Source organism: Streptomyces sp. NPDC048521, assembly GCF_043199855.1.
Classification (GTDB): Bacteria; Actinomycetota; Actinomycetes; order Streptomycetales; family Streptomycetaceae; genus Streptomyces.
Window position 1 is genome coordinate 354681 of record NZ_JBICWR010000004.1, and the last position, 26347, is coordinate 381027.

A 26347-nucleotide genomic window follows, 5' to 3' on the forward strand; every position below is an offset into this window, starting at 1 on the left:
GCCCCGCGCGCCCTGCGCCGAAGCGGCTTGCGCCGATGCGCCCTGTGCCCTACGCCGATGCGGATGCGGCTTGCGCCGATGCTCCCCGCGCCGATGCTCCCCGCGCCGATGCGCGGCACGTCCGCCCAGCCCCCGCCCCGCGCGCCCTGCGCCGAAGCGGCTTGCGCCGATGCGCCCTGTGCCCTACGCCGATGCGGATGCGGCTTGCGCCGATGCTCCCCGCGCCGATGCGCGGCACGTCCGCCCAGCTCCCGCCCCCGCCCCTACGCGAGCGCCGTGCGGAGGGCTCGGACCAGCGCCTGTGCCCTCGGGTCCGCCGTCACGCTCGTCCTGAAGCCGTTGGTGACGTAGCCGAAGGCGATGCCCGTCTCCGGGTCGGCGAACGCGAGGGGGCCGCCCCGGCCCGGGTGGCCGAAGGAGGTGGGGGTGAGCAGCGGGGACGCGCTGCCGTGCAGCATGTAGCCGAGGCCGAAGCGGGTGCCGACGACGAGGACCCGGTCCGGCCCGGCGGACTGCTCGGCGCGGGCCAGTTCCGTGGTGCGCGGGGTGAACAGGCGGGTGCCGCCGTCCGGTTCGCCGATGAGCGAGGCGTAGAAGCGGGCCAGTCCGTCGGCGGTGGCGATGCCGTTGGAGGCGGGCAGGGCGGCGGCGCGGTAGGCGGGGGCGTTCTCGTCCGGCAGCGGGGTGATCGCCGCGAACGCGCGGCGGGTCAGGGAGTCCGGGTCGGCGTAGGCCTCGGCGACCGCGCGCTTGGGGCGGGTCTTCAGGCCGCCCGCTGCCTCGGGCGCCTCGACGGGGCCGACGCGTCCCACGCGCGACCGCCGCCCTTCCGGCAGGCCGAGCCAGAGGTCGGCGCCGACGGGTCCGGCGATCTCGTCCGCGATCCACTCGCCTGCCGGGCGGCCGGTGATGCGCCGGATCAGTTCGCCGGTGAGCCAGCTGTAGGTCTGGGCGTGGTAGCCGTGGTCCGTTCCCGGCTCCCACACCGGCGCCTGTGCGGCGACGGCCGCCGCGCCGAGGTCCGGGTCGGCGGCCTCCTCGGGGGTCAGCGGGCGGTCGAGCACGGGCACGCCCGCGCGGTGCGCGAGCAGATGCCGTACGCGCGTGTGCTCCTTGCCGGCCGCCTTGTACTCCGGCCAGTACGTGCCGACGGGGGCGTCCAGGTCCAGTTCGCCGCGCTGGTGCAGCAGCAGCAGCGCGGCCGCGGCGACGCCCTTGGTCGCGGAGCGCACGATCTGCGCGGTCCCGGCCTCCCAGGGGGTGTCGCCGTCCACGTCCTTGGTGCCGGCCCACAGGTTCACGACCCGGTGTCCGTCGCGGTACACGACGACGGCCGCGCCACGCTCCCCGAGCAGCGCGAAGTTCGCTGCGAAGGCCTCCCCGACCGGCTCGAAGCCCTCGGCCACAGTGCCGTTCACGTCCACGCCGGCCGTCCCTTCCCCGATCGCCTGCGACAGTGGGTGCAACAGCGGTCGGGCGCCTGCGATTCCTCGGTGGGATCAGCCCAGCAGAATCGTTACGTCGATGTTGCCGCGCGTGGCGTTCGAGTAGGGGCACACCTCGTGGGCGGCGTCCACCAGCTGCTCGGCGATATGCCGGTCCAGCACCGGCAACGCGACGCTGAGGGCGACCGCGAGGCCGTAGCCCCGGTGCCTGTTGGGGCCGATGCCGACCTTCGCGGCCACCGTGGAACCGGTCAGGTCGTAGCCCGCGCGGTTGCCGACCAGGATCAGGGCGTTGTGGAAGCAGGAGCTGTACCCCGCCGCGAACAGCTGCTCCGGGTTGGTGCCGTTGCCGTCCCCGCCCAGCTCCGGCGGCATCGCGACCTTCAGCGCGATCCGCCCGTCCTGGCTGGTGACGTACCCGTCGCGGCCGCCGTGCGCGGTGGCCTCGGCGACGTACATGATCTTCGTCGGGCGGGTGTCGACGGTGGTGTCGACTGAGGTGGTGTCCGTCATGATCGGCCTCCCCCGAAACAAGTGGCACACAAATACATCGCGCACAAGATACTGGCCGGTAGGTCACCCGGGGGCGGCAGGGGGTGCAACCGCTGGTAACGCGGGATCAGCGGGGCCGGAGCCGGATCAGGGCCGGTCGGCCGCCGCGTCGGCGCGCTCGGTGAGCCTCCACAACTCCTCGCGCAACCGCGCGACCTCCTGAGCGCCGAGCCCCGTGGTGGTGAGTAGTGCGTCCGGTACGCGCGCCGCGCGCTCCCTGAGTTCCTCCCCGCGCCCGGTGCACGCGACCAGCACCGAGCGCTCGTCGCCCGCCGCGCGCTCCCTGCGCACCAGCCCCGCCGCCTCCAGTCGCTTCAGCAGCGGCGAGACGGTGCCGTAGTCCAGGCGGAGCGCGCGCGCCAGCTCCTTCACGCTGGTCTCTCCGCGTTCCCAGAGCACCAGCAGGACGAGGTACTGCGGGTAGGTGAGCCCGAGGTCGTCGAGGAGCGGACGGTACGCGGCGGTCACGGCGCGCTGTGCCGCGTACAGCGCGAAGCACAGCTGGTCGTCCAGCAGCAGCGAGCCCTCGACGGCGGGATCCTCGTTCGTCACGCGCCCATTGTCACGGACTTCGGGTCGAACCCGAACGGCAGCTCCAGGCGGTGCGCCCGCATCAGCTCGTCGTCGGAGAGCAGCTCGCCGGTCGGACCGTCCGCCGCGATCACGCCGTCGCTGAGGATCAGGGAGCGCGGGCACAGCTCCAGGGCGTACGGCAGGTCGTGCGTGACCATGAGGACGGTCACGTCCAGGGACCGCAGGATGTCGGCGAGTTCGCGGCGGGAGGCCGGGTCGAGGTTGGAGGACGGCTCGTCCAGGACCAGGATCTCCGGCTCCATGGCGAGCACGGTGGCGACCGCGACGCGCCGGCGCTGGCCGAAGGACAGGTGGTGCGGCGGGCGGTCGGCGAAGTCCTGCATCCCGACCAGCTCCAGGGCGGAGCGCACCCGCTCCTCCAGCGCGGCGCCCTTGATCCCGGCGGCGGCCGGCCCGAACGCCACGTCCTCCCGCACGGTCGGCATGAACAACTGGTCGTCCGGGTCCTGGAAGACGATGCCGACCTTCTGCCGGACGGCGGCCATGTGCTGCTTGCCGACGGGCAGCCCGGCCACGGTCACCGTGCCGGTGCCACCGCCGAGGATGCCGTTCAGGTGCAGCACCAGGGTCGTCTTGCCGGCACCGTTCGGGCCGAGCAGCGCGACCCGCTCGCCGCGCGCGAGGCAGAAGTCGACGCCGAACAGGGCCTGGTGTCCGTCCGGGTAGGCGAAGGCGAGGCCGGAGACCTCCAGGGAGGCAGGTGTAGTCACAGGACCCATCCCAGCAGACAGACGGCGAGGGCGGCGAAGGGGAGCGTGAGGGCGTACGACCACTGCGCCCGGGACGCGGTCACCTCGTCGATGACCGGCATGGAGCCGGCGTACCCCCGGCTCACCATGGCCAGGTGCACGCGCTCCCCGCGCTCGTAGGAGCGGATGAACAGCGCACCGGCGGACTTGGCGAGCACGCCCCAGTGGCGCACGCCCTTCGCCTCGAAGCCGCGCGACTCGCGGGCGATCCGCATCCGGCGCATCTCGTCGGTGACGACATCGCCGTAACGGATCATGAAGGAGGCGATCTGCACGAGCAGCGGCGGCAGCTTCAGCCGCTGGAGACCGAGCAGCAGTTCGCGCAGTTCGGTGGTGGCGGCGAGCAGCACGGAGGCGGCGACGCCGAGCGTGCCCTTGGCGAGCACGTTCCAGGCGCCCCACAGGCCGTTCACGCTCAGCGAGAGCCCGAGCACGTCCGTCCGCCCGCCCTCCGCCACGAACGGCAGGAGCACCGCGAAGGCGACGAACGGCACCTCGATCAGCAGCCGCCCGAGCAGGAAACCGGCGGGCACGCGCGCGCGGTGCGCGACGCACGCGAGCAGGACGGCGTACACCCCGAACGCCCACATCGCCTCGCGCGGGGTCGACACCACGACCACCACGAACAGGAAGGTCGCCGCCAGCTTGGTGTGCGGTGGCAGCGCGTGCACGGGCGAGTGCCCGTGCCGGTACAGCCGGTGCGCGTGTCCCGCTCCCACGTCAGACGCCCGTGCCCGCGGTCGAGGCGGGCGAGACGTCCGCGTCGCGGCGCCGGCGCACCGCCCAGAACACCGCGCTGCCCGCCACGACGGTGACCCCCACGCCGATCACGCCCGCGAGACCGCCGGACAGCCGGGCGTCGGAGACGTCCTTGACGCCGTAGTCGGCGAGCGGGGAGTCGGACGCCGCGTGCTCCTCGGCCTTCTTGTCGATGCCCTTGTCGTGCGCGACCTTCTCCAGACCGTCCGGGTCGGCGGAGGCGTAGAAGCTGACGAACCCGGCGAGGACGAGGGAGGTGACCAGACCGGTCACCCACAGCGTGCGCCGCGAGGTGCGCGCCGCGACGGGCGCCGTGGGCGCCGGAGCGTCCACCAGTGTGCCGTTCACGCGCAACTGGAGCCGCTGCCGCAGGCCGCGCGCGCCGTGCACGAGGTCCGGGCGTACGGCGATGACGGCGCCGACGGTGAGCGCGGTGATGACCGCCTCGCCGATGCCGATCAGCACGTGCACGCCGATCATCGCGGTCGCGACCTTGCCGATGGAGACGTCCGTGGTGCCGCCGACGGCGTAGATCAGCGTGAAGGCGACGGCGGCGGCCGGCACGGACACCAGGGCGGCGACGAAGGAGGCGATGGTCACCGAGCGCCGCTTGCGGGGCAGCACGGCGAGCAGTCCGCGGAAGAGGGCGTAGGAGACCACCGTGGTGACGATCGCCATGTCGGTGATGTTCACGCCGAGCGCGGTCAGCCCGCCGTCGGCGAACAGCACGCCCTGCATCAGCAGCACGACCGACACGCACAACACGCCTGTGCAGGGGCCGACGAGTATCGCGGCGAGGGCTCCGCCGAGCAGGTGACCGCTTGTTCCGGCCGCGACGGGGAAGTTGAGCATCTGTACGGCGAAGATGAACGCCGCCACCAGGCCGGCCAGCGGAGCCGTCCGCTCGTCGAGTTCACGGCGGGCGCCGCGCAGGCTCACCGCGAGGGCGCCGGCGGCGACCACCCCGGTGACCGCGGAGGTGGGGGCGTCGATGAATCCGTCAGGTACATGCACCTGATGATTTTAGGCCCTTGTTGCGAACCTATTGCAAGAGAGACGGGGTCTCATCTCTCACCGGGGCGCAAACCGGAAAATGTGCGATTCTGGAGGGAAAGCGGATGCACGGCTTTCACAAAGGTCACGGTGCGTGAGAGGGCGGTCCGATGTCTGTAGTCGAACAGTACGCGCGCGCTCATATCGTCACGGACGAGGAAGACCCGGGGGCCGTACCCGTCGTGCTCCGGTACGACCCCGACGCCGATCCCCGGTCGGTCCGGGTCGGTCTTCCCGGACCGCACGAGTGGACCTTCTCCCGCTCGCTCCTGGAGCGGGGACTGCGCACGCCGGCCGAGAGCGGCGACGTCCGGGTGTGGCCGTGCGGGCGCGTCCAGGCCGTCGTGGAGTTCCACACCGACGACGGCGTGGAAGTGGTGCAGTTCGAGTCGAAGACCCTGGTCAGATTTCTGCGCCGGACGTACATCGCCGAGCCCGTACGGAGCTGATCAGCTTCCCATGCGCAGCAGGGTCGCCACGATCGGGCCGGCCGTGTCGCCGCCGTGGCCGCCCGCCTGGACCACGCCCGCGGCGGCGAGATCGCCCCGGTAGGCGGTGAACCAGCCGTTGGGCTTCTTCTGCCCGTCGACCTCCGCCGAGCCGGTCTTCGCGCCGTAGTCCGGACCGAGCCCGGACATGGCCTCGGCGGCGGTGCCGTAGGCGGCCGTGTACCGCATCAGCTCGCGCAGCTGGGACAGCGTCTTGGCCGACAGGGTGCGCGACGCGGTGGCCAGCGTGCGGTGGTCGACCGACGGTGACACCAGGTACGGCTGGTGGAAGGCGCCGGACCGCACCGTCGCCGCCACGGAGGCCATGTTCAGCGGGTTCATGCGCACCCCGCCCTGTCCGATCAGGGAGGCCGCCATCTGCGCCGCCGACTGGACCGGCACGGAGCCGTCGAAGGTGGGCACGCCGATCGCCCAGTTGTTCATGGACAGGCCGAAGACCTGCTGCGCCTGCTTGGTCAGGTCGTCGTTCTTCAGCTTCTTCGCCTGGCTGATGAAGGCGGTGTTGCACGAGCGGGCGAAGCTCGCCTTGAACGTGCCGCCCTTGATCTCGAAGTCGTCGTCGTTGTGGAACTTCCAGCCGCCGTAGGTGAACGTCTTGGGGCAGGGGTGCTCCTTGTCCGCCGACGCCAGGCCCTTGTCGATCAGCAGCGACGAGGTGATGACCTTCATCGTGGAGCCGGGCGCCAGGGAGCCCTGGAAGGCGGTGTTGAAGCCGTGCCCGCTGTTGGCGACCGCGAGGATCTCGCCGGTCGAGGGCCGCAGGACGACCACCGAGGCGCGGGCCCGCTTGTCGACCTGCCGCTCGGCCGCCGCCTGCAGGGTCGGGCTCAGCGTCGTCCGCACCGTGCCCGGCGTGCCCTTGCTCAGCTCCACGAGCGTCTTGTCGGACAGCTTGGCCGCCTTGGCCGCCTTGCCGCGTACCACGCGCAGTTCGACGCCCGCCTTGCCGCCCGCCTTCTTGCCGTACTTCTCCCGCAGCCCGTCCAGCACCGTGCCCAGCGAGGGGTACGTGGCGGCCGTCAGCTTGCCGCCGGCGCGGTCCAGCGCCGTGACGGGCGGGGTGCCGGACTCGCCGGTGACGAGCGTGTCGCCGTCCCGGAGCTCCGGGTGGACGACGGAGGAGTGCCAGTCGACCAGCGGCTTGCCGTCGCTCTCGCGCCGGACGACGGTGAGGGAACTGTCGTAGGCGAGCGGCTCGGTGAGGCTCCGGTACACGACGGTCGCCTTGACGGAGAACGGCACCTTGGCGCCCGTCGCCGTCCCGGCGGTGAGCCTGACGTTCTTCAGGTGGGCGTCCTTCGCGTACCCGGTGAGCAGCGTGCCGGCGGCGGCGGGGTCGTCGGTGGCGGCCGCCGCCTCGGCGGCCCTGCCCTGCTGCCAGGCGGTGAGGAAGCGCGCCGAGGCCGTGCGGACCTCGGCCGTGGTGAGCGGGCCGGTCTTGACGGCCTTGTGGTCGGCCGTGGCGGACGTCCGGTCGTCGGCCGCGGCGCCCCCGCCGTACAGCGCGTAGACGCCGAAGCCGGCGCCGCCGACGACCACGGCGATCATCCCGCCGAGCACGGCGGGTCCGGTCTTCCGTCGCTCGGCGACGCGCCTTCTCTTGCCCACTGCCTCAGTTCCTCCGCGACTTCCCCAGGCTCCCCGTAGCCCTCACACTCCCCAACGACGACCCTCACCTTAAGGTCCTGGCCTCGGCGGGTGATCTCAGCCGGCGTTCCGTAGCACGCTTGCGACAATCGGCCCGGCCGCGTCGATGCCGTGGCCGCCGTCCTGGACCATCGCGGCCGCCGCCACGTCATTGCGGTAACCGGTGAACCAGCTGTCGGACCTGGCGTTCCCGTCGACCTCCGCCGAGCCGGTCTTCGCCCCGATGTCGTCCCCGCCCATCCCGGTCATCACACCGGCCGCGGTGCCGCTGCGGGCGGTGCGGTTCATCATGCCGCGCAGTTGCGCGACCGTGCTCGACGACAGCCCGCGCGCGCGTGCGGGTTCGCGGCCGTCCAGGCCGAGCGGGACGAGCACCGGCTGCCGGAAGGTGCCGGTCATCGCGGTCGCGGTCACGGAGGCCAGGTTCAGCGGACTCAGCTGGACCTGGCCCTGGCCGATCAGGGCGGCCGCCTTGTCGGGGCCGCCGACCGCGGGCACCCGGCCGTCGAAGGAGGGCACGCCGATCTGCCAGTTGTCCCGCCCGAGCCCGAACCGCTCCTGGGCCTCCTTGGTGAGGGTGTCCTCCTTCACCTCGTCCGCGAACTTCACGAACGCCGTGTTGCAGGAGCGGGCGAAACTGTCGGAGAGGGTGGCGTGCTCGTCCGGCTTCAGATCCTTGAGGTTGTGGAAGGTCTGGCTGTTCGATACGGCGTCCGGCGGGCAGGGGGCCGGGCCGCCGGCCGTGGTCAGGCCGTTGTCGATGAGGGTCGCCGCACTGATGATCTTCATGGTGGATCCGGGTGCGCGTTCGCCGAGCAGGGCCGCGTCGAAGCCGTCGGCGCGGTGGTTGGCGACGGCCAGGATCTCGCCGGTGCTCGGCTCGACGGCCACGACGGACGCCTCGGTGTACTTGCGCACGGCCGTCTCGGCCGCCGCCTGCGCGCTCGCGCTGAGCGTCGTACGGAGCTTGCCGGGCCTGCCCTCGGCGAGCGTGAGCAGGGGGGTGTCGGCCTGGCCGGTGCCGTCCGTGTCCTCGTGGCGTACGGCCAGTTCCACGCCGGGCCTGCCACCCGCCTTGTCGCCGTACCGCTTGCGCAGCTCGTCCAGGACGGGACCGAGGGACGGGTACTTCTCCTTCGTCAGCACGGTGCCGTCGCGGTCCACGGCCTCGATCGGCGGGGCCGCCGACTCGCCGGTGACGAGCGTGTCGCCCTTGCGCAGCCGCGGATGGACGACGGACGGCTGCCAGTCGACCAGCGGCCGGTGCGAGGTCTCACCGCGTACGACGGTCAGGCTGCTCGGGTAGGCGAGCGGCCGGGACGTGCCGCCGTACGACACCGTCGCCTTGACCGTGAAAGGCACGGTGGTCCCGGTGGCCGTGCCGGGCGTGATGCGCACCTTCGTGATGTGCGCGTCGTCGCCGTAGGCGGTCAGCAACTGCCGGGCCGCCTCCGGGAAGTTCGTGTACGACGCCGCGGTCGGCGCGTCGCCCCTCTCCCAGGCGGCGAAGAACTTCGCCGTGGTGTCCTTCACCTCGTCCCCGCCGGGCGGCCCGGACTTCACGGTCGCGGTGCCGCCGGATCCTCCGTCGCCGCTCAGCGCCGACAGGATGTTGTAGGCCCCGTATCCCGCGCCGCCCAGCATCACCACGCACACGCCGCCTATGACCGCGCCCTTGACCCCGTTGCGCATCGCGCACCCCTCCCCGTGTCCCCGTTGAGCACCCGCCGTGTCACTGTTTCCTGAACGCGTTCAAAAGGCAGATGCGCAAGCACTGTAAGCGGTTGCGGGGCTCCTGTGGCAGGAGTTGTCGAAACCGTGACTAGACCCAGGTGTCCAGCCACATACGTGAACGCCAGGAGTCGATCGGGATCGCCTGGCCGGTGTACAGGGGCCAGAAGTAGATGAAGTTCCAGGCGATCAGCAGGACCAGTACGCCCGCCGCCGACGCGCCGATCACCCGGCGGGTGTCGCTGGAACCCGGTGGGCCGACGATCGCGCCGATCATCATCGCCACCGCCAGGCACAGGAACGGCAGGAAGACGACCGCGTAGAACAGGAAGATCGTCCGCTCCTGGTACATGAACCAGGGCAGGTAACCCGCCGCGATACCGCAGGCGATGGCACCGGCCCGCCAGTCGCGGCGGAACGCCCAGCGCCACAGCACGTACAGGAGTGCGAAGCAGGCCGCCCACCACAGCAGCGGTGTGCCGAGCGCCAGCACCTCGCGGGCGCACTTCTGACCGGCGTCCGCGGGGCAGCCGTCGGCGCCCGGGGCAGGGGACTCGTAGAAGTACGACACCGGTCGGCCCAGCACGATCCAGCTCCACGGATTGGACTGGTACGTGTGCGGAGACGACAGGTGGACGTGGAAGTTGTAGACCTCGTGCTCGTAGTGCCACAGGCTGCGCAGCCAGTCCGGCAGGAAGGTCCAGCTGCCGCCCTTGCCGTCGGTGGCCGCCCAGTTGCGGTAGTAGCCGCCGCTGCCGTCGGCCGGGGAGAGGATCCAGCCGGTCCAGGAGGCCAGGTAGACGACGAGCGCCACCGGGACCGTCGCCAGGAAGGCGAGGCCGGTGTCGTACTTGAGCGCCGCGGCGTACGGGTGACGGGCGCCGGCCACCTTGCGGGCGCCGGCGTCCCACAGCACCGTCATCACGCAGAACGCGGCCAGGACGTACAGGCCGTTCCACTTCGTGCCGATGGCCAGGCCCAGCATCAGCCCGGCCGCCCAGCGCCAGGGGCGCAGGCCGAAGCGGAACGTGTCGGCGACCTGGGCGTCCGGGCGGACCCGCCCGTCGGGCCCGGCCGGCAGCGCGGCGGCCAGTCTCTGCCGTGACCGGTCCCGGTCGACGACCAGACAGCCGAACGTCGCCAGTACGAAGAACATCAGCACGCCGTCGAGCAGCGAGGTCCGGCTCATCACGAAGTGCAGGCCGTCCACCGCCATCAGCGCGCCCGCCAGGCAGCCGAGGAACGTCGAGCGGAACATCCGGCGCCCGATCCGGCACAGCAGCAGCACGCTCAGCGTCCCCAGCAGCGCCGTCATGAACCGCCAGCCGAACGGGTCGAACCCGAAGATCAGCTCACCGAGGCCGATGACGTACTTGCCGACGGGCGGATGCACGACGTACGCCGGGTCCGTCGGGACCGCCAGGTGGCCGTGCGTCTGCAGGACCGTGTCGTTGGCGGCCTTGCCGTACTTGTCCCAGTTGACCTCGAAGCCGCGGTGGACGAGCGCCCAGGCGTCCTTGGCGTAGTACGTCTCGTCGAATATCACCGCGCGCGGACTGCCCAGGTTCCAGAACCGCATCACGCCCGCCATCAGCGTCACCAGCAGCGGACCGCCCCAGCCCGACCAGCGCGTGATCCGCTCGGCGAGGAGCGGCGGCACGCCGAGCGCCTGCCACAGCCGCGGGCTCGGCCGGGTGTACGGGGGCACCAGCCGGTCGCGTACGCCGCCCTCGGGCGCGTCCTTCGCCGGCGCGTACCCGAATCGGCACAGCCGCTGCTGCCACGACGGCCGCTGGTCGTGCGGCGCCTGGCCCTGCCGGAGGTCCGTGGAGGACGCGGTACTGGTCACCGCGCCATCGTAGGGAACCGTTCTGTGCGAGTCCCGTGCATGTGCGGTACCGGTCGGGGATGCCGTCGTTTTCCCGGGCCGCGGGCAGTCCCTGCGAGGATGGGGGGGTGACTGGAACCCTTGTCCTCGCAGGTACCCCCATCGGCGACATCGCGGACGCGCCGCCCCGGCTGGCCGAGGAGCTGGCCGGCGCCGACCTGGTCGCCGCCGAGGACACCCGGCGGCTGCGCCGGCTCACCCAGGCGCTCGGTGTGACGCCGGGGGGCCGCGTGGTGTCGTACTTCGAGGGCAACGAGTCCGCCCGTACGCCGGAACTGGTCGAGGAACTCCTCGGCGGCGCGCGCGTGCTGCTCGTGACCGACGCCGGCATGCCGTCGGTCTCCGACCCGGGGTACCGGCTGGTCGCGGCCGCCGTGGAGAAGGACATCCGGGTCACCGCCGTGCCCGGGCCGTCCGCCGTGCTCACCGCGCTGGCCCTGTCCGGGCTGCCCGTCGACCGGTTCTGCTTCGAGGGCTTCCTGCCCCGCAAGGCGGGCGAGCGGCTGTCCCGGCTGCGGGAGGTCGCGGACGAGCGGCGGACGCTCGTCTACTTCGAGGCCCCGCACCGGCTCGACGACACCCTCGCGGCCATGGCCGAGGTCTTCGGGGGCGAGCGGCGGGCCGCCGTCTGCCGCGAGCTGACCAAGACGTACGAGGAGGTACGCCGCGGGCCGCTGGCCGAGCTGGCGCGATGGGCCGCGGAGGGGGTGCGCGGCGAGATCACCGTGGTGGTCGAGGGCGCCCCCGAGTCCGGGCCCGAGGAACTCGACGCCGGGGAGCTGGTCCGCCGGGTGCGGGTGCGCGAGGAGGCCGGCGAGCGCCGCAAGGAGGCGATCGCGGCGGTGGCGGTGGAGGCGGGCGTGCCGAAGAGGATCGTGTTCGACGCCGTGGTGGCGGCCAAGCGCGCCGGTGACTGAGCCGGTGTTGTGCCGCTAGGGCGCTGCGCGCCCGGGCGTACGCCCCATCGGACGGCAAAAGGGTGTCGTCGATGGCAAAGCCCGGGCGGGGCGGAAGCGGCCGTTTCGGCAAGGAACGTCCAAATCGCCTCCAACACTCGACAGGCCTGCTGCGTTCACGCCGATCGAAGAGTCCACTGGTCGAAGGGACGCACCCGTCCCGCACCCCGGCGGGTTCCATGGGGAATCCCCGCACCGGGGTGCCTGTCCAGCGGACCACAGGAGCTGGCATGAGCGAGACAGCAGGACACACCGGCCTTCGCGGTACGGCCACCGCCGTCGTTCACGAGTCGTACGCGTTCGCGTGCATGCGCTGCGGGCACGGCTGGGAGCAGTCGTACGAGATAGAGCACCACACGGACGCCGACGGGCAGGAATTCGTGCGGTACGTGGCCGACGGCCGGGTCGTGCCGTCGCCGCTGAGCCGGCCCAGCTGCCACAACTGCGACGGGCACATCGTGCGGATCATGCGCGCGGGGCAGGTCTCGTCGGTGCGCAGCGCGGCGGAGCGGCGCGACCACCGCATACCGCCGGCGGGCCCGGTCGAGGTGGCGCAGGTGCCCGCGCCGTCCAAGGAGCCGCACCACTGGCACCTGTCCGATCTCCTGCACCCGTTCCAGCGCAAGGCCGGCTGAGCGGATCGCCGGCCCGCCCGGGCATGCCCCTTTCGTAGGATCGGGGCATGCCTTCGAACGCCGGCCAGAGCTCCAAGGACGACAAGCACGCGGCGCCGCCGCTCCCGGCACCCCTCCAGGTGCCCGTCGCCGACTCCCACACCCACCTCGACATGCAGTCCGGCACGGTCGAGGAAGGCCTGGCGAAGGCCGCGTCCGTGGGCGTGACGACGGTCGTGCAGGTCGGCTGCGACATCAAGGGCTCACGGTGGGCCGCCGAGACCGCGGCTGCGTACGAGAACGTCCACGCGACCGTCGCCCTGCACCCCAACGAGGCCCCGCGCATCGTCCACGGCGACCCCGACGGCTGGTCCCGGCAGGGTGCCCGCGAGCCGGGCGGTGACGCGGCGCTGGACGAGGCCCTGGCCGAGATCGACCGGCTGGCCGCGCTGCCCCAGGTCAGGGGCGTCGGCGAGACCGGGCTCGACTACTTCCGCACCGGGCCCGAGGGCAAGGCGGCCCAGGAGAGGTCCTTCCGCGCCCACATAGAGATCGCCAAGCGGCACGGCAAGGCGCTCGTCATCCACGACCGTGACGCCCACGCCGACGTCCTGCGCGTCCTGAAGGAGGAGGGCGCCCCCGAGCGCACCGTCTTCCACTGCTACTCCGGCGACGCCGAGATGGCGGGGATCTGCGCCCGTGAGGGCTACTTCATGTCCTTCGCCGGCAACGTCACCTTCAAGAACGCCCAGAATCTGCGGGACGCGCTCGCCGTCGCCCCGCTGGAACTGGTCCTCGTGGAGACCGACGCGCCCTTCCTGACCCCGGCCCCGTACCGCGGACGGCCCAACGCCCCGTATCTCGTTCCGGTCACGGTGCGGGCGATGGCCGCGGTGCGCGGTATCGACGAGGACGCGCTGGCGACGGCGCTCGGCGTCAACACCGCCCGCGCCTTCGGTTACTGAGCGTGCATCAAATATAACGTCTCGGTAACGGCCGCTGGGCTCGGGCTCGGGTTCTAGCGCCACCGTGAGTAGTCGTGCCGCTTTGGAGAGTGACCGGCGCTCCGCTAGGTTCTGGTCCCCGATCCGGACCCGTCTGGCCCTCTGGAGCGTATCGGCGTGAGCAACTCGCAGTTCGAGACCTATGAGGCGTACGGCCCCTACACCGCGCCGTCCGGCCCGCCCGGCGGCGCGTGGCCCGGCGTGCACGACGCGGAGACGCTTTCGCACGGAGTGGGGAACGCGGAGCACGAGGACCGCGAGGACCACGGGCAGTACCGGGAGTACCGGGAGTACCGGGAGTACCGGGAGTACGAGGACACGTACCGTCCCGCGTACGAGGCGGCGGCGCAGACACGCGTGAACGAGGCGGTGCTTCCGCGACAGAGCGGGAGCGAGCCGGACCAGGAGGCGCCCGCCCCCGAAGCGCGGGCCGGTGCGGCGCGTGAGCAGGGCGGATACGCCAAGGGTCGGCCCGAGGGCGATGAGCAGGCCGCGGGGGCGCACGAGCAGGACTCCCGCGCCGCCACGATCGGGGCTCCCGAGCGTGCCCTGCGCGCCGAGGCGAGTGGGCGTGCCGTGCGCCGGCGCAAGGGGCGGTTCGCCGAGCGCCCGGGGTCCGCCGAGCGCCCGGGGTCCACCGTGCGCCGCCTGCTGCCGCAGGCCCTGGTCGTGGCCTTCCTGGCCGGAGGCACCACCGCGTTCGTCGCCAAGGACAAGGCGATCGAGCTGAGCGTCGACGGCAGGCAGCGCACCCTGCACACCTTCGCCGACGACGTCGGCGAGTTGCTCGCCGAGGAGGGCGTACGCGTGGGGAGGCACGACATGATCGCGCCCGCCCCCGGCGCGGCGCTCGCCAGCGGCGACGAGGTCGCCGTGCGCTACGGACGCCCCGTGCGGCTCACGCTGGACGGCCGGCGGCGCGAGGTCTGGACGACGGCACGCACGGTGGAAGGGGCGCTGGACCAGCTGGGCGTGCGCGCGCAGGGCGCGTACCTGTCCACCTCGCGCTCCCGCAGCATCGGACGCGCCGGGCTCGCGCTCGACGTGCGCACCGAACGCGCGGTGACGATCATGGCGGACGGCCGGACCCGCACCATCCGCACCAACGCGGCCACCGTCGGCGAGGCGGTCGAGGAGGCCGGGATCACCCTGCGCGGGCAGGACACCACCTCCGTCCCGCCCGGCAGCTTCCCGCGCGACGGGCAGACGGTGACCGTGCTGCGGGTGAGCGGCTTCCGGGAGATCCGCGAGGAGCTGATCCCGTACGAGACCGAGCGGACCGCGGACCCCTCCCTGTTCAAGGGCACCGAGGTCATCGCGGACCCCGGCCAGCCCGGGCTGCGGCGGACCACCTACCTCCTGCGCACCGTCAACGGGGTCCGGCAGAAGCCGCGCCGCGAGCAGTCCGAGGTGGTGCGCCTGCCGCGCAAGCAGGTGGTGAAGGTGGGCACCAAGCCACTGCCGCCCTCCGTGAAGGACGCCGACCACCTGAACTGGCGCGCGCTGGCCGCCTGCGAGTCCGGCGGCCGCCCGCACGTGGTCGACCCCTCCGGTACGTACGGCGGGCTCTACCAGTTCGACACTCGCACCTGGCGCAGCCTCGGCGGCAGCGGACGGCCGCAGGACGCGTCGGCGGAGGAGCAGACGTTCCGCGCGAAGAAGCTGTACGTGCGCCGGGGGTCGACCCCTTGGCCGCATTGCGGGGCGCGACTGCACAAGTGACCGCGGACCGGTGGGCGGCTACGGGTCGGTGGGGGCCGGTCGTGCAGCGCCCGCGCTCTCCGGGTCGCTCGGCCGCGGGCGGGGGGGAGGTCCGCCCCCGCCCGGCCGCACCGCCAGGCACCGGCAGACCCGGCCGGCTCCTCCCCGTACCCTTGTCCCGTGAGCAGCCCCACCCCCGACGCCCTCCTCGGCCCGGCCGACATCCGTGAGCTGGCGGCAGCGCTCGGTGTCCGTCCCACCAAGCAGCGCGGCCAGAACTTCGTGATCGACGCCAACACGGTCCGCCGTATCGTCCGGACCGCCGAGGTCCGTCCCGACGACGTGGTCGTCGAGGTCGGCCCGGGGCTCGGTTCCCTCACCCTCGCGCTGCTGGAGGCCGCCGACCGGGTCACCGCCGTCGAGATCGACGACGTGCTGGCCGCCGCCCTGCCCGCGACCGTCGCGGCGCGCATGCCGGAGCGCGCCGACCGGTTCGCGCTGGTCCACTCCGACGCGATGCACGTCACCGAGCTGCCCGGCCCCGCGCCGACCGCCCTGGTGGCGAACCTGCCGTACAACGTGGCCGTTCCGGTGCTGCTGCACATGCTCGACACCTTCCCGGGCATCGAGCGGACGCTGGTGATGGTGCAGTCCGAGGTCGCCGACCGGCTCGCGGCCGCACCCGGCTCCAAGGTGTACGGCGTGCCCTCGGTCAAGGCCAACTGGTACGCCGACGTCAAGCGGGCCGGCGCCATCGGCCGCAACGTCTTCTGGCCCGCGCCGAACGTCGACAGCGGGCTGGTCTCCCTCGTCCGGCGGGCCGAGCCGGTCAAGACGACGGCCACCAAGCAGCAGGTCTTCGCCGTGATCGACGCGGCGTTCGCGCAGCGCCGCAAGACCCTGCGCGCGGCGCTCGCCGGCTGGGCCGGGTCGGCCGCGGCGGCGGAGGCGGCCCTGGTGGCGGCCGGAGTGTCACCGCAGGCACGGGGAGAAGCGCTGACGGTCGAGGAGTTCGCCCGTATCGCCGAGAACGCCCGGCACGCCGAGTAGCGCCGGCTGGTGCCGGACAGCGCCCGGCACCGCCGAGCAACGTCGACAACGCCCGCACACCAAGGAGCCCGGTCAGCAGTGAGCGTCACGGTCCGCGTCCCCGCCAAGGTCAACGTCCAGCTCGCGGTGGGCGCCGCCCGCCCCGACGGCTTCCACGACCTCGCCAACGTCTTCCTCGCCGTCGGCCTCTACGACGAGGTCACCGTCGGCCCGGCCGCCGAACTGCGCGTCACCTGCGAGGGCCCCGACGCCGACCAGGTACCCCTGGACCGCACCAACCTCGCCGCGCGCGCGGCGATCGCGCTCGCCGCACGGCGGGGCATCGAACCGGCCGTGCACATCCACATCGCCAAGGACATCCCGGTCGCCGGCGGCATGGCGGGCGGCAGCGCGGACGGCGCAGGCGCGCTGCTCGCCTGCGACACGCTGTGGGGCACGGGCGCCTCCCGCGCGGAACTCCTCGCGATCTGTGCCGAGCTGGGCAGCGACGTGCCGTTCAGCCTGGTCGGCGGCGCGGCGCTCGGGGTCGGGCGGGGCGAGCGGCTGACGGCGCTGGAGGCGGGCGGCACCTTCCACTGGGTGTTCGCGATGGCCGAGCGCGGGTTGTCGACGCCGGCGGTGTTCCGGGAGTTCGACCGGCTGGCGGAGGGACGGGAGATCCCGGAGCCGGTGGCCTCGGCGGAGCTGGTGCAGGCGCTGGCGAAGGGGGACGTGGAGGCGCTGGCCGCCGCCGTCTCGAACGACCTTCAGCCGGCCGCGCTGTCGCTGTTCCCGGAGCTGGCGGACACGCTGGAGGCGGGACGGGGGGCGGGTGCGCTCGCGGCGCTGGTCTCCGGTTCCGGGCCCACGACGGCGTTCCTCGCGCGGGACGCCGAGGCGGCGGAGAAGGTGGCCCAGGTGCTGCGGGCGTCGGGGACGTGCAGGGCGGTGCGGGTGGCGGCGGGTCCGGTGGCGGGGGCGACGGTGCTCTGACGCGCGGACGCCTCAAAGGGAGTTGCTCCCGGTCACCGGATCACGCTCGTACGCGCAGACGACCGGCAGCTCGTTCTCCCACCGCGGCGACCGTGTCCCGATCTCGTCATCACGAAGAGTGACCGTCACCTCGCGCCCCGCCGCCACCACCCCAGGCCCTACGCTAGAAGGCTGACCCACGCGGCGGAGCCGCACATCGATACACCCCCCGCGCACAGGAGTGAAATGGCCGTCAACCTGGTCAATGTCGAGAACGCCAGCAAGGTGTACGGCACCCGTGCCCTGCTGGACGGTGTCTCGCTCGGTGTGCAGGAAGGGGACCGGATCGGGGTCGTCGGACGCAACGGCGACGGCAAGACCACCCTCATCCGGATGCTCGCCAAGCTGGAGGGCGCCGACACCGGGCGGGTCACCCACTCCGGCGGGCTGCGCCTCGGCGTACTCACCCAGCACGACTCCCTGGACCCGGCCGCCACCGTGCGGCACGAGGTCATCGGCGACATGGCCGACCACGAGTGGGCCGGCAACGCCAAGGTCAGGGACGTCCTGACCGGGCTGTTCGGCGGCCTCGACCTGCCCGGGTTCCCGAAGGGGCTCGACACCGTCATCGGGCCGCTGTCCGGTGGCGAACGGCGCCGCATCGCGCTCGCCAAGCTGCTCATCGAGGAGCAGGACCTGATCATCCTCGACGAGCCCACCAACCACCTCGACGTCGAAGGCATCGCCTGGCTCGCCAAGCACCTGCAGAACCGGCGGTCGGCGCTGGTGTGCGTGACGCACGACCGGTGGTTCCTGGACCAGGTCTGCACCCGCATGTGGGACGTGCAGCGCGGCGACGTGTACGAGTACGAGGGCGGCTACTCCGACTACGTGTTCGCGCGCGCGGAGCGCGAGCGGATCGCGGCCACCGAGGAGGCCAAGCGGCAGAACCTCATCCGCAAGGAGCTGGCCTGGCTGCGGCGCGGCGCGCCCGCCCGTACCTCCAAGCCGCGCTTCCGGGTGGAGGCCGCCAACGAGCTGATCGCCGACGTGCCGCCGCCCCGGGACAGCAGCGAGCTGACGAAGTTCGCCTCCTCGCGGCTGGGCAAGACCGTCTTCGACCTGGAGGACGTCACCGTACAGGCCGGTCCCAAGGTGCTGCTCAAGCACATCACGTGGCAGCTCGGGCCGGGCGACCGGATCGGTCTCGTCGGGGTCAACGGCGCCGGCAAGACCTCCCTGCTGCGCGCCATGGCCGCGGCGGCCCGCACCGAGGGCGAGGAGCAGCCGGCCGGCGGGCGCATCGCCGTCGGCAGGACGGTCAAGCTCGCCTACCTCTCCCAGGAGGTCGCCGAACTCGACCCGTCCTGGCGGGTCCTGGAGGCCGTGCAGCGGGTCCGCGAGCGCGTCGACCTCGGCAAGGGGCGCGAACTGACCGCCGGCCAGCTGTGCGAGACGTTCGGCTTCAACAAGGACAAGCAGTGGACGCCGGTCGGGGACCTGTCCGGTGGTGAGCGCCGCCGGCTGCAACTGCTGCGCCTCCTCATGGACGAGCCCAACGTCCTCTTCCTCGACGAGCCCACCAACGACCTCGACATCGAGACCCTCACCCAGCTCGAGGACGTCCTCGACGGCTGGCCCGGCTCGATGATCGTCATCTCCCACGACCGGTTCTTCGTGGAGCGCACCACCGACCGGGTCTTCGCCCTCCTGGGCGACGGCACGCTGCGGATGCTGCCGCGCGGTATCGACGAGTACCTGGAGCGGCGGCAGCGCATGGAGGAGGCGGTCGCCGCGCAGACGGCCACCGCGGCGCCCAAGCCGGCCTCGGCGGAGAAGAGCGCCGCCGACCAGCGTGCCGCCAAGAAGGAACTGCAGAAGATCGAGCGGCAGTTGGACAAGGTCTCCGAGAAGGAGTCCACGCTGCACGCCCGGATCGCCGAGAACGCCACCGACTTCGCGAAGGTCGCCGAACTCGACGCCCAGCTGCGGGATCTCGCCGCAGAGCGTGAGGAACTGGAGCTGCGCTGGCTGGAACTGGCGGAGGACGCCTGACCTTTCACGCCCCTCGCGCAGGGTGCGCGCATGCCGGGTGAAGGGGGCGTGAAGGCGCGTAACGGCGGCATCACGGGCGGGTTCTTCCTTGGGAACGGCGGCGGATGCGGACCCGTGCGCTGTCGGTGCCGGGTGATAGAAAGAGCCGTCTGAGAACCGTCTGAATACGACCTTGGGTCCATCACGAACCTCAGGGCGTGGCTAAAAATCAGTGAACGAGGGGGAAGAGCGCTGATGACCCAGCCGCCCAACCAGCCGCCGCACGGCGGCTTCGGAGCGCCACAGGACCAGCCGCCGCAGGGCGGTTTCGGTCCGCCCCAGAGCCCCCCGGCGCAAGGCGGTTTCGGTCCGCCCCAGAGCCCCCCGAACCCTCCCGGTGCTCCCGGCGCCCATGGTGGACCCGCCACGCCCCCGCCGCCGGCCGGCCCCCCGCAGCCCCAGCCCGGCTACGGCTACCCCCAGCAGCCCGGCCCGTACGGCGCTCCCACCGCGCCCGGCGCCCCCGGCCCCTACGGCTACCCGCAGCAGCCCCAGCAGCCCGGCCCCTACGGGGCGGCACCGCAGCCCGGTTACGGATACGCGCAGCAGCCGCCGTACCCGGGCGCGCCCGGTGCCCCCCTCGGGGGAAAGCCGGCCTCCAGGGCGAAGCCGGCGCTGATGATCGGCGCAGCGGTCGCCGCGCTGCTCGTCATCGGCGGCACCGTGTACGCGGTCACGGGCGACGGCGACGACGGCAAGAAGAAGCCCGTCGCCCAGCACAGCGACGACCCCAAGCACTCCGGCTCCCCGACTCCGACCACGTCCGGGGGCGGCACCGGAGGTGACGACCCCGAGAACCTCAACGAGGGCCGGCAGGCCGGTGAGGCGAAGGTGCTCTGGTACAAGCCGGCTCCGGACGCCCCGGGTTCCGGTGCCGACGCGCCCGGCATGTGGATCACCGGCACGACCGCGGTGAAGGCGGCGTACAAGCAGGTCTTCGCCTTCGGTGCCGCCGACGGCGAGACCGCCTGGGGCCCGATCGACTTCCCGCAGAAGATCTGCGCGGCCACCACGCAGCAGTCGGCCGACGGCAAGATCGTCGTGGCGTACATGAACGGCTCGGGCGACCGGGCCAAGTGCAACCAGCTCCAGCAGATCGACCTGGAGACCGGCGAGAAGGGCTGGAGCGGAGAGGTCGCCGACGGCGGGCTGTTCGACAGCGCGCTCAACGTCGAGCTGACCGTGAGCGGCAAGACGCTGATGGTGGGCCGTTCGCAGTCGGGCACGGCGTACGACATCGGCAGCGGCAAGAAGCTGTACGACAAGAAGAAGTACGGCGCGGCCTGTTTCCCGACCGCGTTCGCGGGCGGCACCGGACGGCTGATCCAGGTGGCCTCCTGCGCCGCCGGTACGGGCAACGAGCACGACGAGATCCATGAACTCGACCCCGCCACCGGCAAGGTGAGGTGGACCCAGCCGGTCAAGAAGGGCTGGCGGGTGGCCCGGACGTACTCCGTCGACCCGCTCGTGGTCTACCTGACCAACCAGGACAAGAAGGCCTGGAACATCTCCACCTTCACCAAGACCGGCAAGTTCCGTTCCGAGGTCAAGGTCAACGAGAAGTTCGCGCCCCGCTGCGGCTGGGCGATCCTCGAACGCGACCTGCAGGGCTGCCAGGGTGTCGCGGTCGACGCCGACATGCTCTACCTGCCCACCGACGCCCTCAGCAGCGCCAACGAGATCGTCGCGATCAGCCTCGCCGACGGCAAGGCGAAGTGGCGGGCCAAGTCCCCGGCGGACGAGCCGATGGCCCCGATGAAGGTCGAGGGCGGCAAGCTCATCGCCTATGTGCAGCCGTCGTACGACGCGGGCGGCCAGGTGGTGTCGATCCCGGTCACCGGCTCCTCCCACAAGAGCACCCGCCTGCTGCAGAACCCGCAGGGCACCGCCGACATCGAGGACACCTTCTACGACGGTGCCGTCGACTGGGTCGACGGGCGGTTCTACATCTCCGCCGGCCGGCTGTCCGGCCGCGACGACGCCAAGGAGAAGCTGATGATGGCCTTCGGCGACTGAGCCCGGCGCACGCTCCTTCGCACAGAGTCCCGAGTCCCGTCCGCCGTACGGCCTTGACAGCTTCGCCGAGGTACCAGCTCCCATGACCCAGCCGCCCCCTCCGCCGCCGAACCAGCCCCCGCAGCAGGGCGGCTTCGGCCCCCCGAACCCGCAGACCCCGCCGCAGCAGCAGCCGCCGGCGCCCCCGGCCGCCCCGCCCGCGCAGGCGCCGCAGCCCGGTTACGGCTACCCGCAGACCGCCCCGGCCCCCCAGCCGCCGCAGCCCCAGCCCGGCTACGGCTACCCCGGCGCGCAGCAGAACCCGTACGCCACACAGCCCCCGGCCTACGGCGGACAGCCTCCTGGCTACGGCGCCCCGCCGCACAACCCCTACGCGCAGCCGCCGCAGCCCCCGCAGCCGGGGTACGGCTACCCGGGCCAGCCGCCGACCGTGCCCATGCAGCCGCAGCCGGGGCAGAGCGGCGGCGGGCGGAACAACACCGTGTTGTTCATCGTCGTCGCGGCCGTCGTCGCCATCGCGCTGATCGTCGGCGGCGGCATCTGGTACGCCAAGTCCTCCGGGGACGACGGCGACCAGCACAACACCGCCTCCTCCAGCGGCGGCACGGGCGGCAAGAACGGCACCGGCGGCACCGGTGGCACGTCCAGCGGCGGCAAGGAGAAGGTGCCGGCCGACCCTGCCTCCCACGTGCTGCTCCAGGTCCCGATGCCCAAGACGGACGACACCGTCGTCACCTCGGGCTCGTGGCTGACGGACAAGGTGTACGCCAAGAGCGGCATCGCCGAGATCGTCGGCTACGACGCCGCCAAGGGCACCAAGCTGTGGACGGTCAAGCTGCCCGGCCCGGTGTGCGCGGCGGCCGGCCACGTCACCTCGGACAACAAGACGGCGATCACCTTCCAGCCGAAGATGCCCGCCAAGAACTCCTCCGCGGGCTGCAGCCAGGTCGCCGCGATCGACCTGGACGCGGGCAAGAAGCTGTGGACGAAGACGGTCAAGTCCGGTGACTACGCGGTCAGCCTGCAGAATGTGACGGTCGCTTCTCACACCGTCGCGGTCGGCAGCAGCAGCGGCGGTGCCGCGTTCGACATCGATTCCGGCGCGGTGCTGTGGCAGCCGAAGCCGGACGACACCTGCTATGACGCCGGCTACGGCGGCGGCGCCAAGCTGGTCGCGGTGCGCAAGTGCGGCGATTACGGCAACCGGCAGCTGCGCATCCAGAACATCGACCCCAAGACGGGGAAGGTGATCGCCGAGTACAAGATGCCCGCGGGCGTCGAGTACGCCGCCATCGTCTCCACCGACCCGCTGGTGGTGGCGGCCGACGTCGGCGACAGCGCGGGTGACGGCAGCGGCGTCTCGGACTACTTCTCCATCGACGGCAGGACCGGCAAGCTGCTCACCCGCATCTCCGCGCCCGGTGACACCTACGGGGGACGCTGCGACGGCATCACCCGGATCGAGGGCTGCAAGCAGATCGTCGCCGGCAACGGCAGGCTGTACCTGCCGACCGAGAGGCATGACGGCAAGGGCGCGTCGTACAGCAAGACGAACGAGATCATCGCCTTCGATCTGAGCACCGGCAAGCAGACCGGCCAGCGCGCCGAGGCCGGTGACGGCTACGAGCTGTCCCCGCTGCGCATGGACGGCGGCAATCTGCTCGCCTACAAGCGGCCGCCGTACGACAAGGGCGGTCAGATCGTCAGCATCGACGGCGGCAGCTTCAAGGAGACCGAGCTGCTGGTGAACCCCTCCGCGCGGAACGTCCGGGACGCGGAGACCGGCATGCTGCCGGACTACGCGGAGATCCTCTACGGGCAGGGCCGCCTCTACATGTCGGCGGTGTTCGCCCACAAGACGGACTCGACGTACGGCAAGGAGTACCTGGTGATGGGCTTCGGCACGGACGGCTGACGGCCCGTCGGCGGCGCCGCCCGCCTCGCCCGAATGGGTGACTTACCGAGAAGTGCCCCGGATTTCATCGATCCGGGGCACTTCTCATCAAGAGGGGCAGCGCGACGTCGAACAAGCGTGTAGCTTCCGGGGGCATGAAGGGCGGGGTCCGGGGGGCCCTCTGTCCTTGCGGACCGGTGGGCGTCCATAGTGGGGCATCCATGGGGGGGACTGGGGGGTTGCTCTATGGGAGTGCGGCTCATGGTCGTCGACGACCATCGCCTGCTCGCGGAGGCGCTGGCGTCGGCGTTGAAGCTGCGCGGGCACCGGGTGCTCGCAGCGGCGGCACCGGCCGCGGGTGCGGCCGACCTGGTGATCGCGCGGGCGCCGGAGGTGTGCCTGCTGGGTACGGCGGCACCGGCCGAGCCGGGGGTCTTCGACCCGGTGGTGAAGATCAAACGGGAGCGGCCGCAGGTGGCGGTGCTGGTGCTGGGCCCGGTGCCGTCCCCGCGGGGCATCGCGGCGGCCTTCGCGTCGGGCGCGTCGGGGTACGTGCGGCACGACGAGCGGATCGAGGGCGTCGAGCGGGCCATGATGAAGGCCCGCGCGGGAGAGGCGGCGGTCGCTCCGCAGTTGTTGCAGGGGGCGTTCGGCGAGCTGCTCAATCCGGCCGCGCAGCCCGACGACGAGGCGCAGCGGCTGCTGGAGGTGCTCACGCCGCGGGAGGTGGAAGTGCTGGTGCGGGTGGCCGACGGGGAGGACACGAGGCTGATCGCGGCGGGGATGGGGATCGCGCCGAGCACCGCGCGGACGCATGTGCAGCGTGTGCTGATGAAGCTGGGCGTCGGCTCCCGGCTGGAGGCGGCGGCGCTGGCGGCCCGGACGGGCCTGCTGGACCGGGCGGGGTCCTACCGGGTGCCGGAGTAAGCCACCCTGTGCCGGGGCGGCCAAGGGGCGCGGGGGGCTCCGCGCCCGGCCCCCACGCGCCCGCGGCCGGCGTACGACCTGTCGGCCCCCCGCGTTACTCCGTCCCCTTCTCCTCCGGCAGCCCCTGCGGAGGAAGCGGCGGCGGTGTGGGCCGCAGCTTCAGCCAGGCCAGGAAGAAGATCCCCAGGAGCAGCATGCCGATGCCGGTCCAGAGGTTGATGTTGACGCCCTCGGCCTTGTCGATCGCGGCCTGGGAGTCGGTGATGCCGGTGATCGTGACGATGATGCCGTAGACCACGAACAGGCCGCCGATGATGCGGCGCAGGTCGAAGATCCGGGCCGCGGTCGCGGACTTGCCCTCCAGCTCGGTGACTTCCCGCTGGACGTCGTCCTCGGAGTAGTGGAAGCGCTCGTGGTGGCGGTCGGGGTGCTCGGTCATGGTTTCCTCATCCTCCCGCGGTCAGAACGAGAACGGGATGTAGCAGGCGGCGGCCAGGACGACCGCGCCCCAGCCCAGCAGGGCGGGCTTGCGGTACCAGGCGTCGTCGCCCTTGGCGGGCGGTTCGGACATGCCGGGGGAGCGGGTGCCGTAGACCAGGCCCTGCAGCTCCTGCGCCGGCTTCGGCTTGGTGAACAGGGACACGGCGACCATGACGACCGCGCCGGCGACGAAGCCGGCGATGGCGGAGACGAAGTTGGCGCCCTGGTCGGAGGGGATGGAGATGATCCCCTTCTTGTAGAACACGAAGTAGTTGACCATCGCCGTCACGGTGCCCGCGAGCAGGCCCCAGAAGCCGGACTTGACGGACGCGCGCTTCCAGAACATGCCGACGATGAAGACCACGAACATCGGCACGTTGAAGAAGGAGAACAGCGTCTGCAGGTAGCTCATGATGTTCGAGAACGAGGACGCCAGGAACGCCGTGCCGACCGACGCGCAGACGCCGATCGCGGTGATCAGGCGGCCGAAGCGGACGTAGTAGGCGTCCTCGCGGCCGCGCACCACGTACTTGGCCCAGATGTCGTTGGTGAACACCGTGTTGAAGGACGACACGTTCGCCGCCATGCCCGCCATGAAGGCGGCCAGCAGACCGGTGACGGCGATGCCGAGCACGCCGTTGGGCAGCAGCTCCTGCATCAGGTAGGGGATGGCGTCGTTGTACTGCAGGTCGGAGCCCGAGGTGCCGATCTTCGGCACGAGCGCGGCGGCGACCAGGCCCGGGATCATCACCAGGAAGACGATGAAGATCTTCGGGTAGGCGGCGATCAGCGGGGTGCGCTGGCCGGCCGAGAGGTTCTTCGCGGACAGGGCGCGCTGCACCTCGGCGAAGTTGGTGGTCCAGTAGCCGAAGGAGAGCACGAAGCCCAGGCCGAGGACGATGGTCAGCCAGTTGGCGCCGAGCGGGTTGACGCTGCCGATGCCGGTGCCGCCCCAGGCGCTGGTGAAGTCGGGGCCGTGCTGCGCGGTGAGCTTGTCGGTCAGGCCGCCCCAGCCGCCGACCTTCTTCAGGCCGAGGACGGTGATCGGGATGAGGGCGGCGAGGATCACGAAGAACTGCAGCACCTCGTTGTAGATGGCCGAGGACAGGCCGCCGAGGGTGATGTACCCGAGCACGAAGGCGCCGGCGACCACGATGGCCACCCACTGCGGCCAGCCCAGCAGGGCCTCGACGACGATCGCGAGGGCGTAGAGGTTGACGCCCGCGATCAGGATGGCGGCGAACGCGAACAGGATCGAGGCGAGCAGGTGGGCGGCCCGGTCGAAGCGCAGCAGCAGGAACTCGGGGACCGAGCGGACCTTGCTGCCGTAGTAGAAGGGCATCATCACCAGGCCCAGGAAGACCATGGCCGGGATGGCGCCGATCCAGTACCAGTGCACGGTGTAGGCGCCGTACTGCGCGCTGTTCGCGGCCATGCCCAGGATCTCGGTGGCCGCCAGGTTCGCCGAGATGAAGGCGAGGCCGGTGATCCAGGCGGGCAGCGAGCGTCCGGAGAGGAAGAAGTCGAGGCTCGTCTTGACCGAGCGGCGGGCCGCGAAGCCGATGCCCAGGACGACGACGAAGTAGATCGCCAGGATCGTGTAGTCCAGCCAGTTGGTGGGGAGCTGTAGCTCCGCCGCCAGATAGGTGGGGGCGTATGTGGGGGTTTGCATGAGAACTCGCTTCGTTGCGCGAACTGATCCAGTGCGGAACCTACGCCGCCGTGTTCAATAT

General features: G+C 71.9%; 22 protein-coding genes. 11 read left to right on the plus strand and 11 right to left on the minus strand.

The features are described from left to right. Positions 1-263: 263 nt before the first annotated feature. The 6 genes from ACGFRF_RS12595 to ACGFRF_RS12620 form a co-directional block, all read right to left on the minus strand. Positions 264-1424, minus strand: a complete 1161-nt coding sequence (locus ACGFRF_RS12595; protein WP_393738958.1) for a serine hydrolase domain-containing protein — start codon at positions 1422-1424, stop codon at positions 264-266. A 75-nt stretch (positions 1425-1499) separates the two neighbouring features. Then, on the minus strand, positions 1500-1958 hold the full coding sequence (locus ACGFRF_RS12600) for an organic hydroperoxide resistance protein (protein WP_393738960.1): 459 nt from the start codon (positions 1956-1958) through the stop codon (positions 1500-1502). 126 nt (positions 1959-2084) lie between these two features. After that, entirely contained in the window at positions 2085-2549 is a 465-nt protein-coding gene (locus ACGFRF_RS12605; RefSeq protein WP_393738962.1) for a MarR family winged helix-turn-helix transcriptional regulator, read from the minus strand. Next, positions 2546-3310: an energy-coupling factor ABC transporter ATP-binding protein gene (locus ACGFRF_RS12610; RefSeq protein ID WP_393738964.1), complete on the minus strand. Its 765-nt coding sequence runs from the start codon at positions 3308-3310 to the stop codon at positions 2546-2548. The genes ACGFRF_RS12605 and ACGFRF_RS12610 overlap by 4 nt, the downstream gene beginning before the upstream one ends. Then, the gene (cbiQ, locus tag ACGFRF_RS12615) at positions 3298-4059 is read right to left on the minus strand and encodes a cobalt ECF transporter T component CbiQ (protein WP_393738966.1); all 762 of its coding nucleotides are present in this window, start codon (positions 4057-4059) and stop codon (positions 3298-3300) included. Before cbiQ ends, ACGFRF_RS12610 begins: the two co-directional genes overlap by 13 nt. A gap of 1 nt (position 4060) precedes the next feature. Continuing rightward, the gene (locus ACGFRF_RS12620; RefSeq protein WP_393738968.1) at positions 4061-5113 is read right to left on the minus strand and encodes an energy-coupling factor ABC transporter permease; all 1053 of its coding nucleotides are present in this window, start codon (positions 5111-5113) and stop codon (positions 4061-4063) included. 149 nt (positions 5114-5262) lie between these two features. On the opposite strand from ACGFRF_RS12620, the gene ACGFRF_RS12625 reads away from it, so the two are divergent. Then, the gene (locus tag ACGFRF_RS12625) at positions 5263-5601 is read left to right on the plus strand and encodes an SsgA family sporulation/cell division regulator (RefSeq protein ID WP_393738970.1); all 339 of its coding nucleotides are present in this window, start codon (positions 5263-5265) and stop codon (positions 5599-5601) included. Here ACGFRF_RS12625 and ACGFRF_RS12630 read toward each other — a convergent pair whose 3' ends face one another. The 3 genes from ACGFRF_RS12630 to ACGFRF_RS12640 form a co-directional block, all read right to left on the minus strand. Then, positions 5602-7269: a penicillin-binding transpeptidase domain-containing protein gene (locus ACGFRF_RS12630; RefSeq protein WP_393738972.1), complete on the minus strand. Its 1668-nt coding sequence runs from the start codon at positions 7267-7269 to the stop codon at positions 5602-5604. 96 nt (positions 7270-7365) lie between these two features. Continuing rightward, positions 7366-9000, minus strand: coding sequence for a penicillin-binding transpeptidase domain-containing protein (locus tag ACGFRF_RS12635; protein ID WP_393738974.1), 1635 nt, complete (start codon positions 8998-9000; stop codon positions 7366-7368). 130 nt (positions 9001-9130) lie between these two features. Then, positions 9131-10888: a dolichyl-phosphate-mannose--protein mannosyltransferase gene (locus tag ACGFRF_RS12640; RefSeq protein WP_393738976.1), complete on the minus strand. Its 1758-nt coding sequence runs from the start codon at positions 10886-10888 to the stop codon at positions 9131-9133. 107 nt (positions 10889-10995) lie between these two features. Here ACGFRF_RS12640 and rsmI point away from each other — a divergent pair, with 107 nt between their 5' ends. The 10 genes from rsmI (at position 10996) to ACGFRF_RS12690 (ending at position 24134) form a co-directional block, all read left to right on the plus strand. Further along, positions 10996-11844, plus strand: coding sequence for a 16S rRNA (cytidine(1402)-2'-O)-methyltransferase (gene rsmI / locus ACGFRF_RS12645; RefSeq protein ID WP_393738978.1), 849 nt, complete (start codon positions 10996-10998; stop codon positions 11842-11844). 269 nt (positions 11845-12113) lie between these two features. After that, a complete protein-coding gene (locus ACGFRF_RS12650) occupies positions 12114-12518 on the plus strand; it encodes a hypothetical protein (protein ID WP_393738980.1) in 405 nt (134 codons plus the stop codon). Positions 12519-12565: 47 nt separating this feature from the next. Further along, positions 12566-13462, plus strand: a complete 897-nt coding sequence (locus ACGFRF_RS12655) for a TatD family hydrolase (protein ID WP_393738982.1) — start codon at positions 12566-12568, stop codon at positions 13460-13462. A gap of 156 nt (positions 13463-13618) precedes the next feature. Beyond that, on the plus strand, positions 13619-15223 hold the full coding sequence (locus tag ACGFRF_RS12660) for a ubiquitin-like domain-containing protein (RefSeq protein WP_393738984.1): 1605 nt from the start codon (positions 13619-13621) through the stop codon (positions 15221-15223). Between the two features lie 159 nt (positions 15224-15382). Continuing rightward, positions 15383-16252: a 16S rRNA (adenine(1518)-N(6)/adenine(1519)-N(6))-dimethyltransferase RsmA gene (gene rsmA, locus ACGFRF_RS12665; protein WP_393738986.1), complete on the plus strand. Its 870-nt coding sequence runs from the start codon at positions 15383-15385 to the stop codon at positions 16250-16252. A 78-nt stretch (positions 16253-16330) separates the two neighbouring features. Continuing rightward, the gene (locus ACGFRF_RS12670) at positions 16331-17224 is read left to right on the plus strand and encodes a 4-(cytidine 5'-diphospho)-2-C-methyl-D-erythritol kinase (protein ID WP_393738988.1); all 894 of its coding nucleotides are present in this window, start codon (positions 16331-16333) and stop codon (positions 17222-17224) included. A 225-nt stretch (positions 17225-17449) separates the two neighbouring features. Then, positions 17450-19258 (plus strand): ABC-F family ATP-binding cassette domain-containing protein, encoded by a 1809-nt coding sequence (locus tag ACGFRF_RS12675; RefSeq protein WP_393738990.1) that lies wholly within the window; start codon positions 17450-17452, stop codon positions 19256-19258. Positions 19259-19492: 234 nt separating this feature from the next. Continuing rightward, positions 19493-21313, plus strand: a complete 1821-nt coding sequence (locus ACGFRF_RS12680) for a PQQ-binding-like beta-propeller repeat protein (RefSeq protein ID WP_393738992.1) — start codon at positions 19493-19495, stop codon at positions 21311-21313. Between the two features lie 82 nt (positions 21314-21395). Then, complete coding sequence (locus ACGFRF_RS12685; RefSeq protein WP_393738994.1) at positions 21396-23228, plus strand: PQQ-binding-like beta-propeller repeat protein; 1833 nt, start codon at positions 21396-21398, stop codon at positions 23226-23228. Between the two features lie 225 nt (positions 23229-23453). Continuing rightward, positions 23454-24134, plus strand: coding sequence for a LuxR C-terminal-related transcriptional regulator (locus ACGFRF_RS12690; protein ID WP_393738996.1), 681 nt, complete (start codon positions 23454-23456; stop codon positions 24132-24134). A 94-nt stretch (positions 24135-24228) separates the two neighbouring features. On the opposite strand, the gene ACGFRF_RS12695 is transcribed toward ACGFRF_RS12690, so the two are convergent. Continuing rightward, the gene (locus ACGFRF_RS12695) at positions 24229-24573 is read right to left on the minus strand and encodes a hypothetical protein (RefSeq protein WP_393738998.1); all 345 of its coding nucleotides are present in this window, start codon (positions 24571-24573) and stop codon (positions 24229-24231) included. 21 nt (positions 24574-24594) lie between these two features. Then, on the minus strand, positions 24595-26286 hold the full coding sequence (locus ACGFRF_RS12700; protein ID WP_393739000.1) for a sodium:solute symporter family protein: 1692 nt from the start codon (positions 26284-26286) through the stop codon (positions 24595-24597). Positions 26287-26347: the final 61 nt, after the last annotated feature.

Excerpts from the sequence above, each read along its gene's own strand:
- ACGFRF_RS12600 (WP_393738960.1), bottom strand. The coding sequence starts at position 1,958 with ATGACGGACACCACCTCAGTCGACACCACCGTCGACACCCGCCCGACG.
- ACGFRF_RS12610 (WP_393738964.1), bottom strand. The coding sequence starts at position 3,310 with ATGGGTCCTGTGACTACACCTGCCTCCCTGGAGGTCTCCGGCCTCGCC.
- ACGFRF_RS12625 (WP_393738970.1), top strand. The coding sequence starts at position 5,263 with ATGTCTGTAGTCGAACAGTACGCGCGCGCTCATATCGTCACGGACGAG.
- ACGFRF_RS12635 (WP_393738974.1), bottom strand. The coding sequence starts at position 9,000 with ATGCGCAACGGGGTCAAGGGCGCGGTCATAGGCGGCGTGTGCGTGGTG.
- ACGFRF_RS12650 (WP_393738980.1), top strand. The coding sequence starts at position 12,114 with ATGAGCGAGACAGCAGGACACACCGGCCTTCGCGGTACGGCCACCGCC.
- ACGFRF_RS12655 (WP_393738982.1), top strand. The coding sequence starts at position 12,566 with ATGCCTTCGAACGCCGGCCAGAGCTCCAAGGACGACAAGCACGCGGCG.
- ACGFRF_RS12675 (WP_393738990.1), top strand. The coding sequence starts at position 17,450 with ATGGCCGTCAACCTGGTCAATGTCGAGAACGCCAGCAAGGTGTACGGC.
- ACGFRF_RS12680 (WP_393738992.1), top strand. The coding sequence starts at position 19,493 with ATGACCCAGCCGCCCAACCAGCCGCCGCACGGCGGCTTCGGAGCGCCA.
- ACGFRF_RS12685 (WP_393738994.1), top strand. The coding sequence starts at position 21,396 with ATGACCCAGCCGCCCCCTCCGCCGCCGAACCAGCCCCCGCAGCAGGGC.
- ACGFRF_RS12690 (WP_393738996.1), top strand. The coding sequence starts at position 23,454 with ATGGGAGTGCGGCTCATGGTCGTCGACGACCATCGCCTGCTCGCGGAG.
- ACGFRF_RS12695 (WP_393738998.1), bottom strand. The coding sequence starts at position 24,573 with ATGACCGAGCACCCCGACCGCCACCACGAGCGCTTCCACTACTCCGAG.
- ACGFRF_RS12700 (WP_393739000.1), bottom strand. The coding sequence starts at position 26,286 with ATGCAAACCCCCACATACGCCCCCACCTATCTGGCGGCGGAGCTACAG.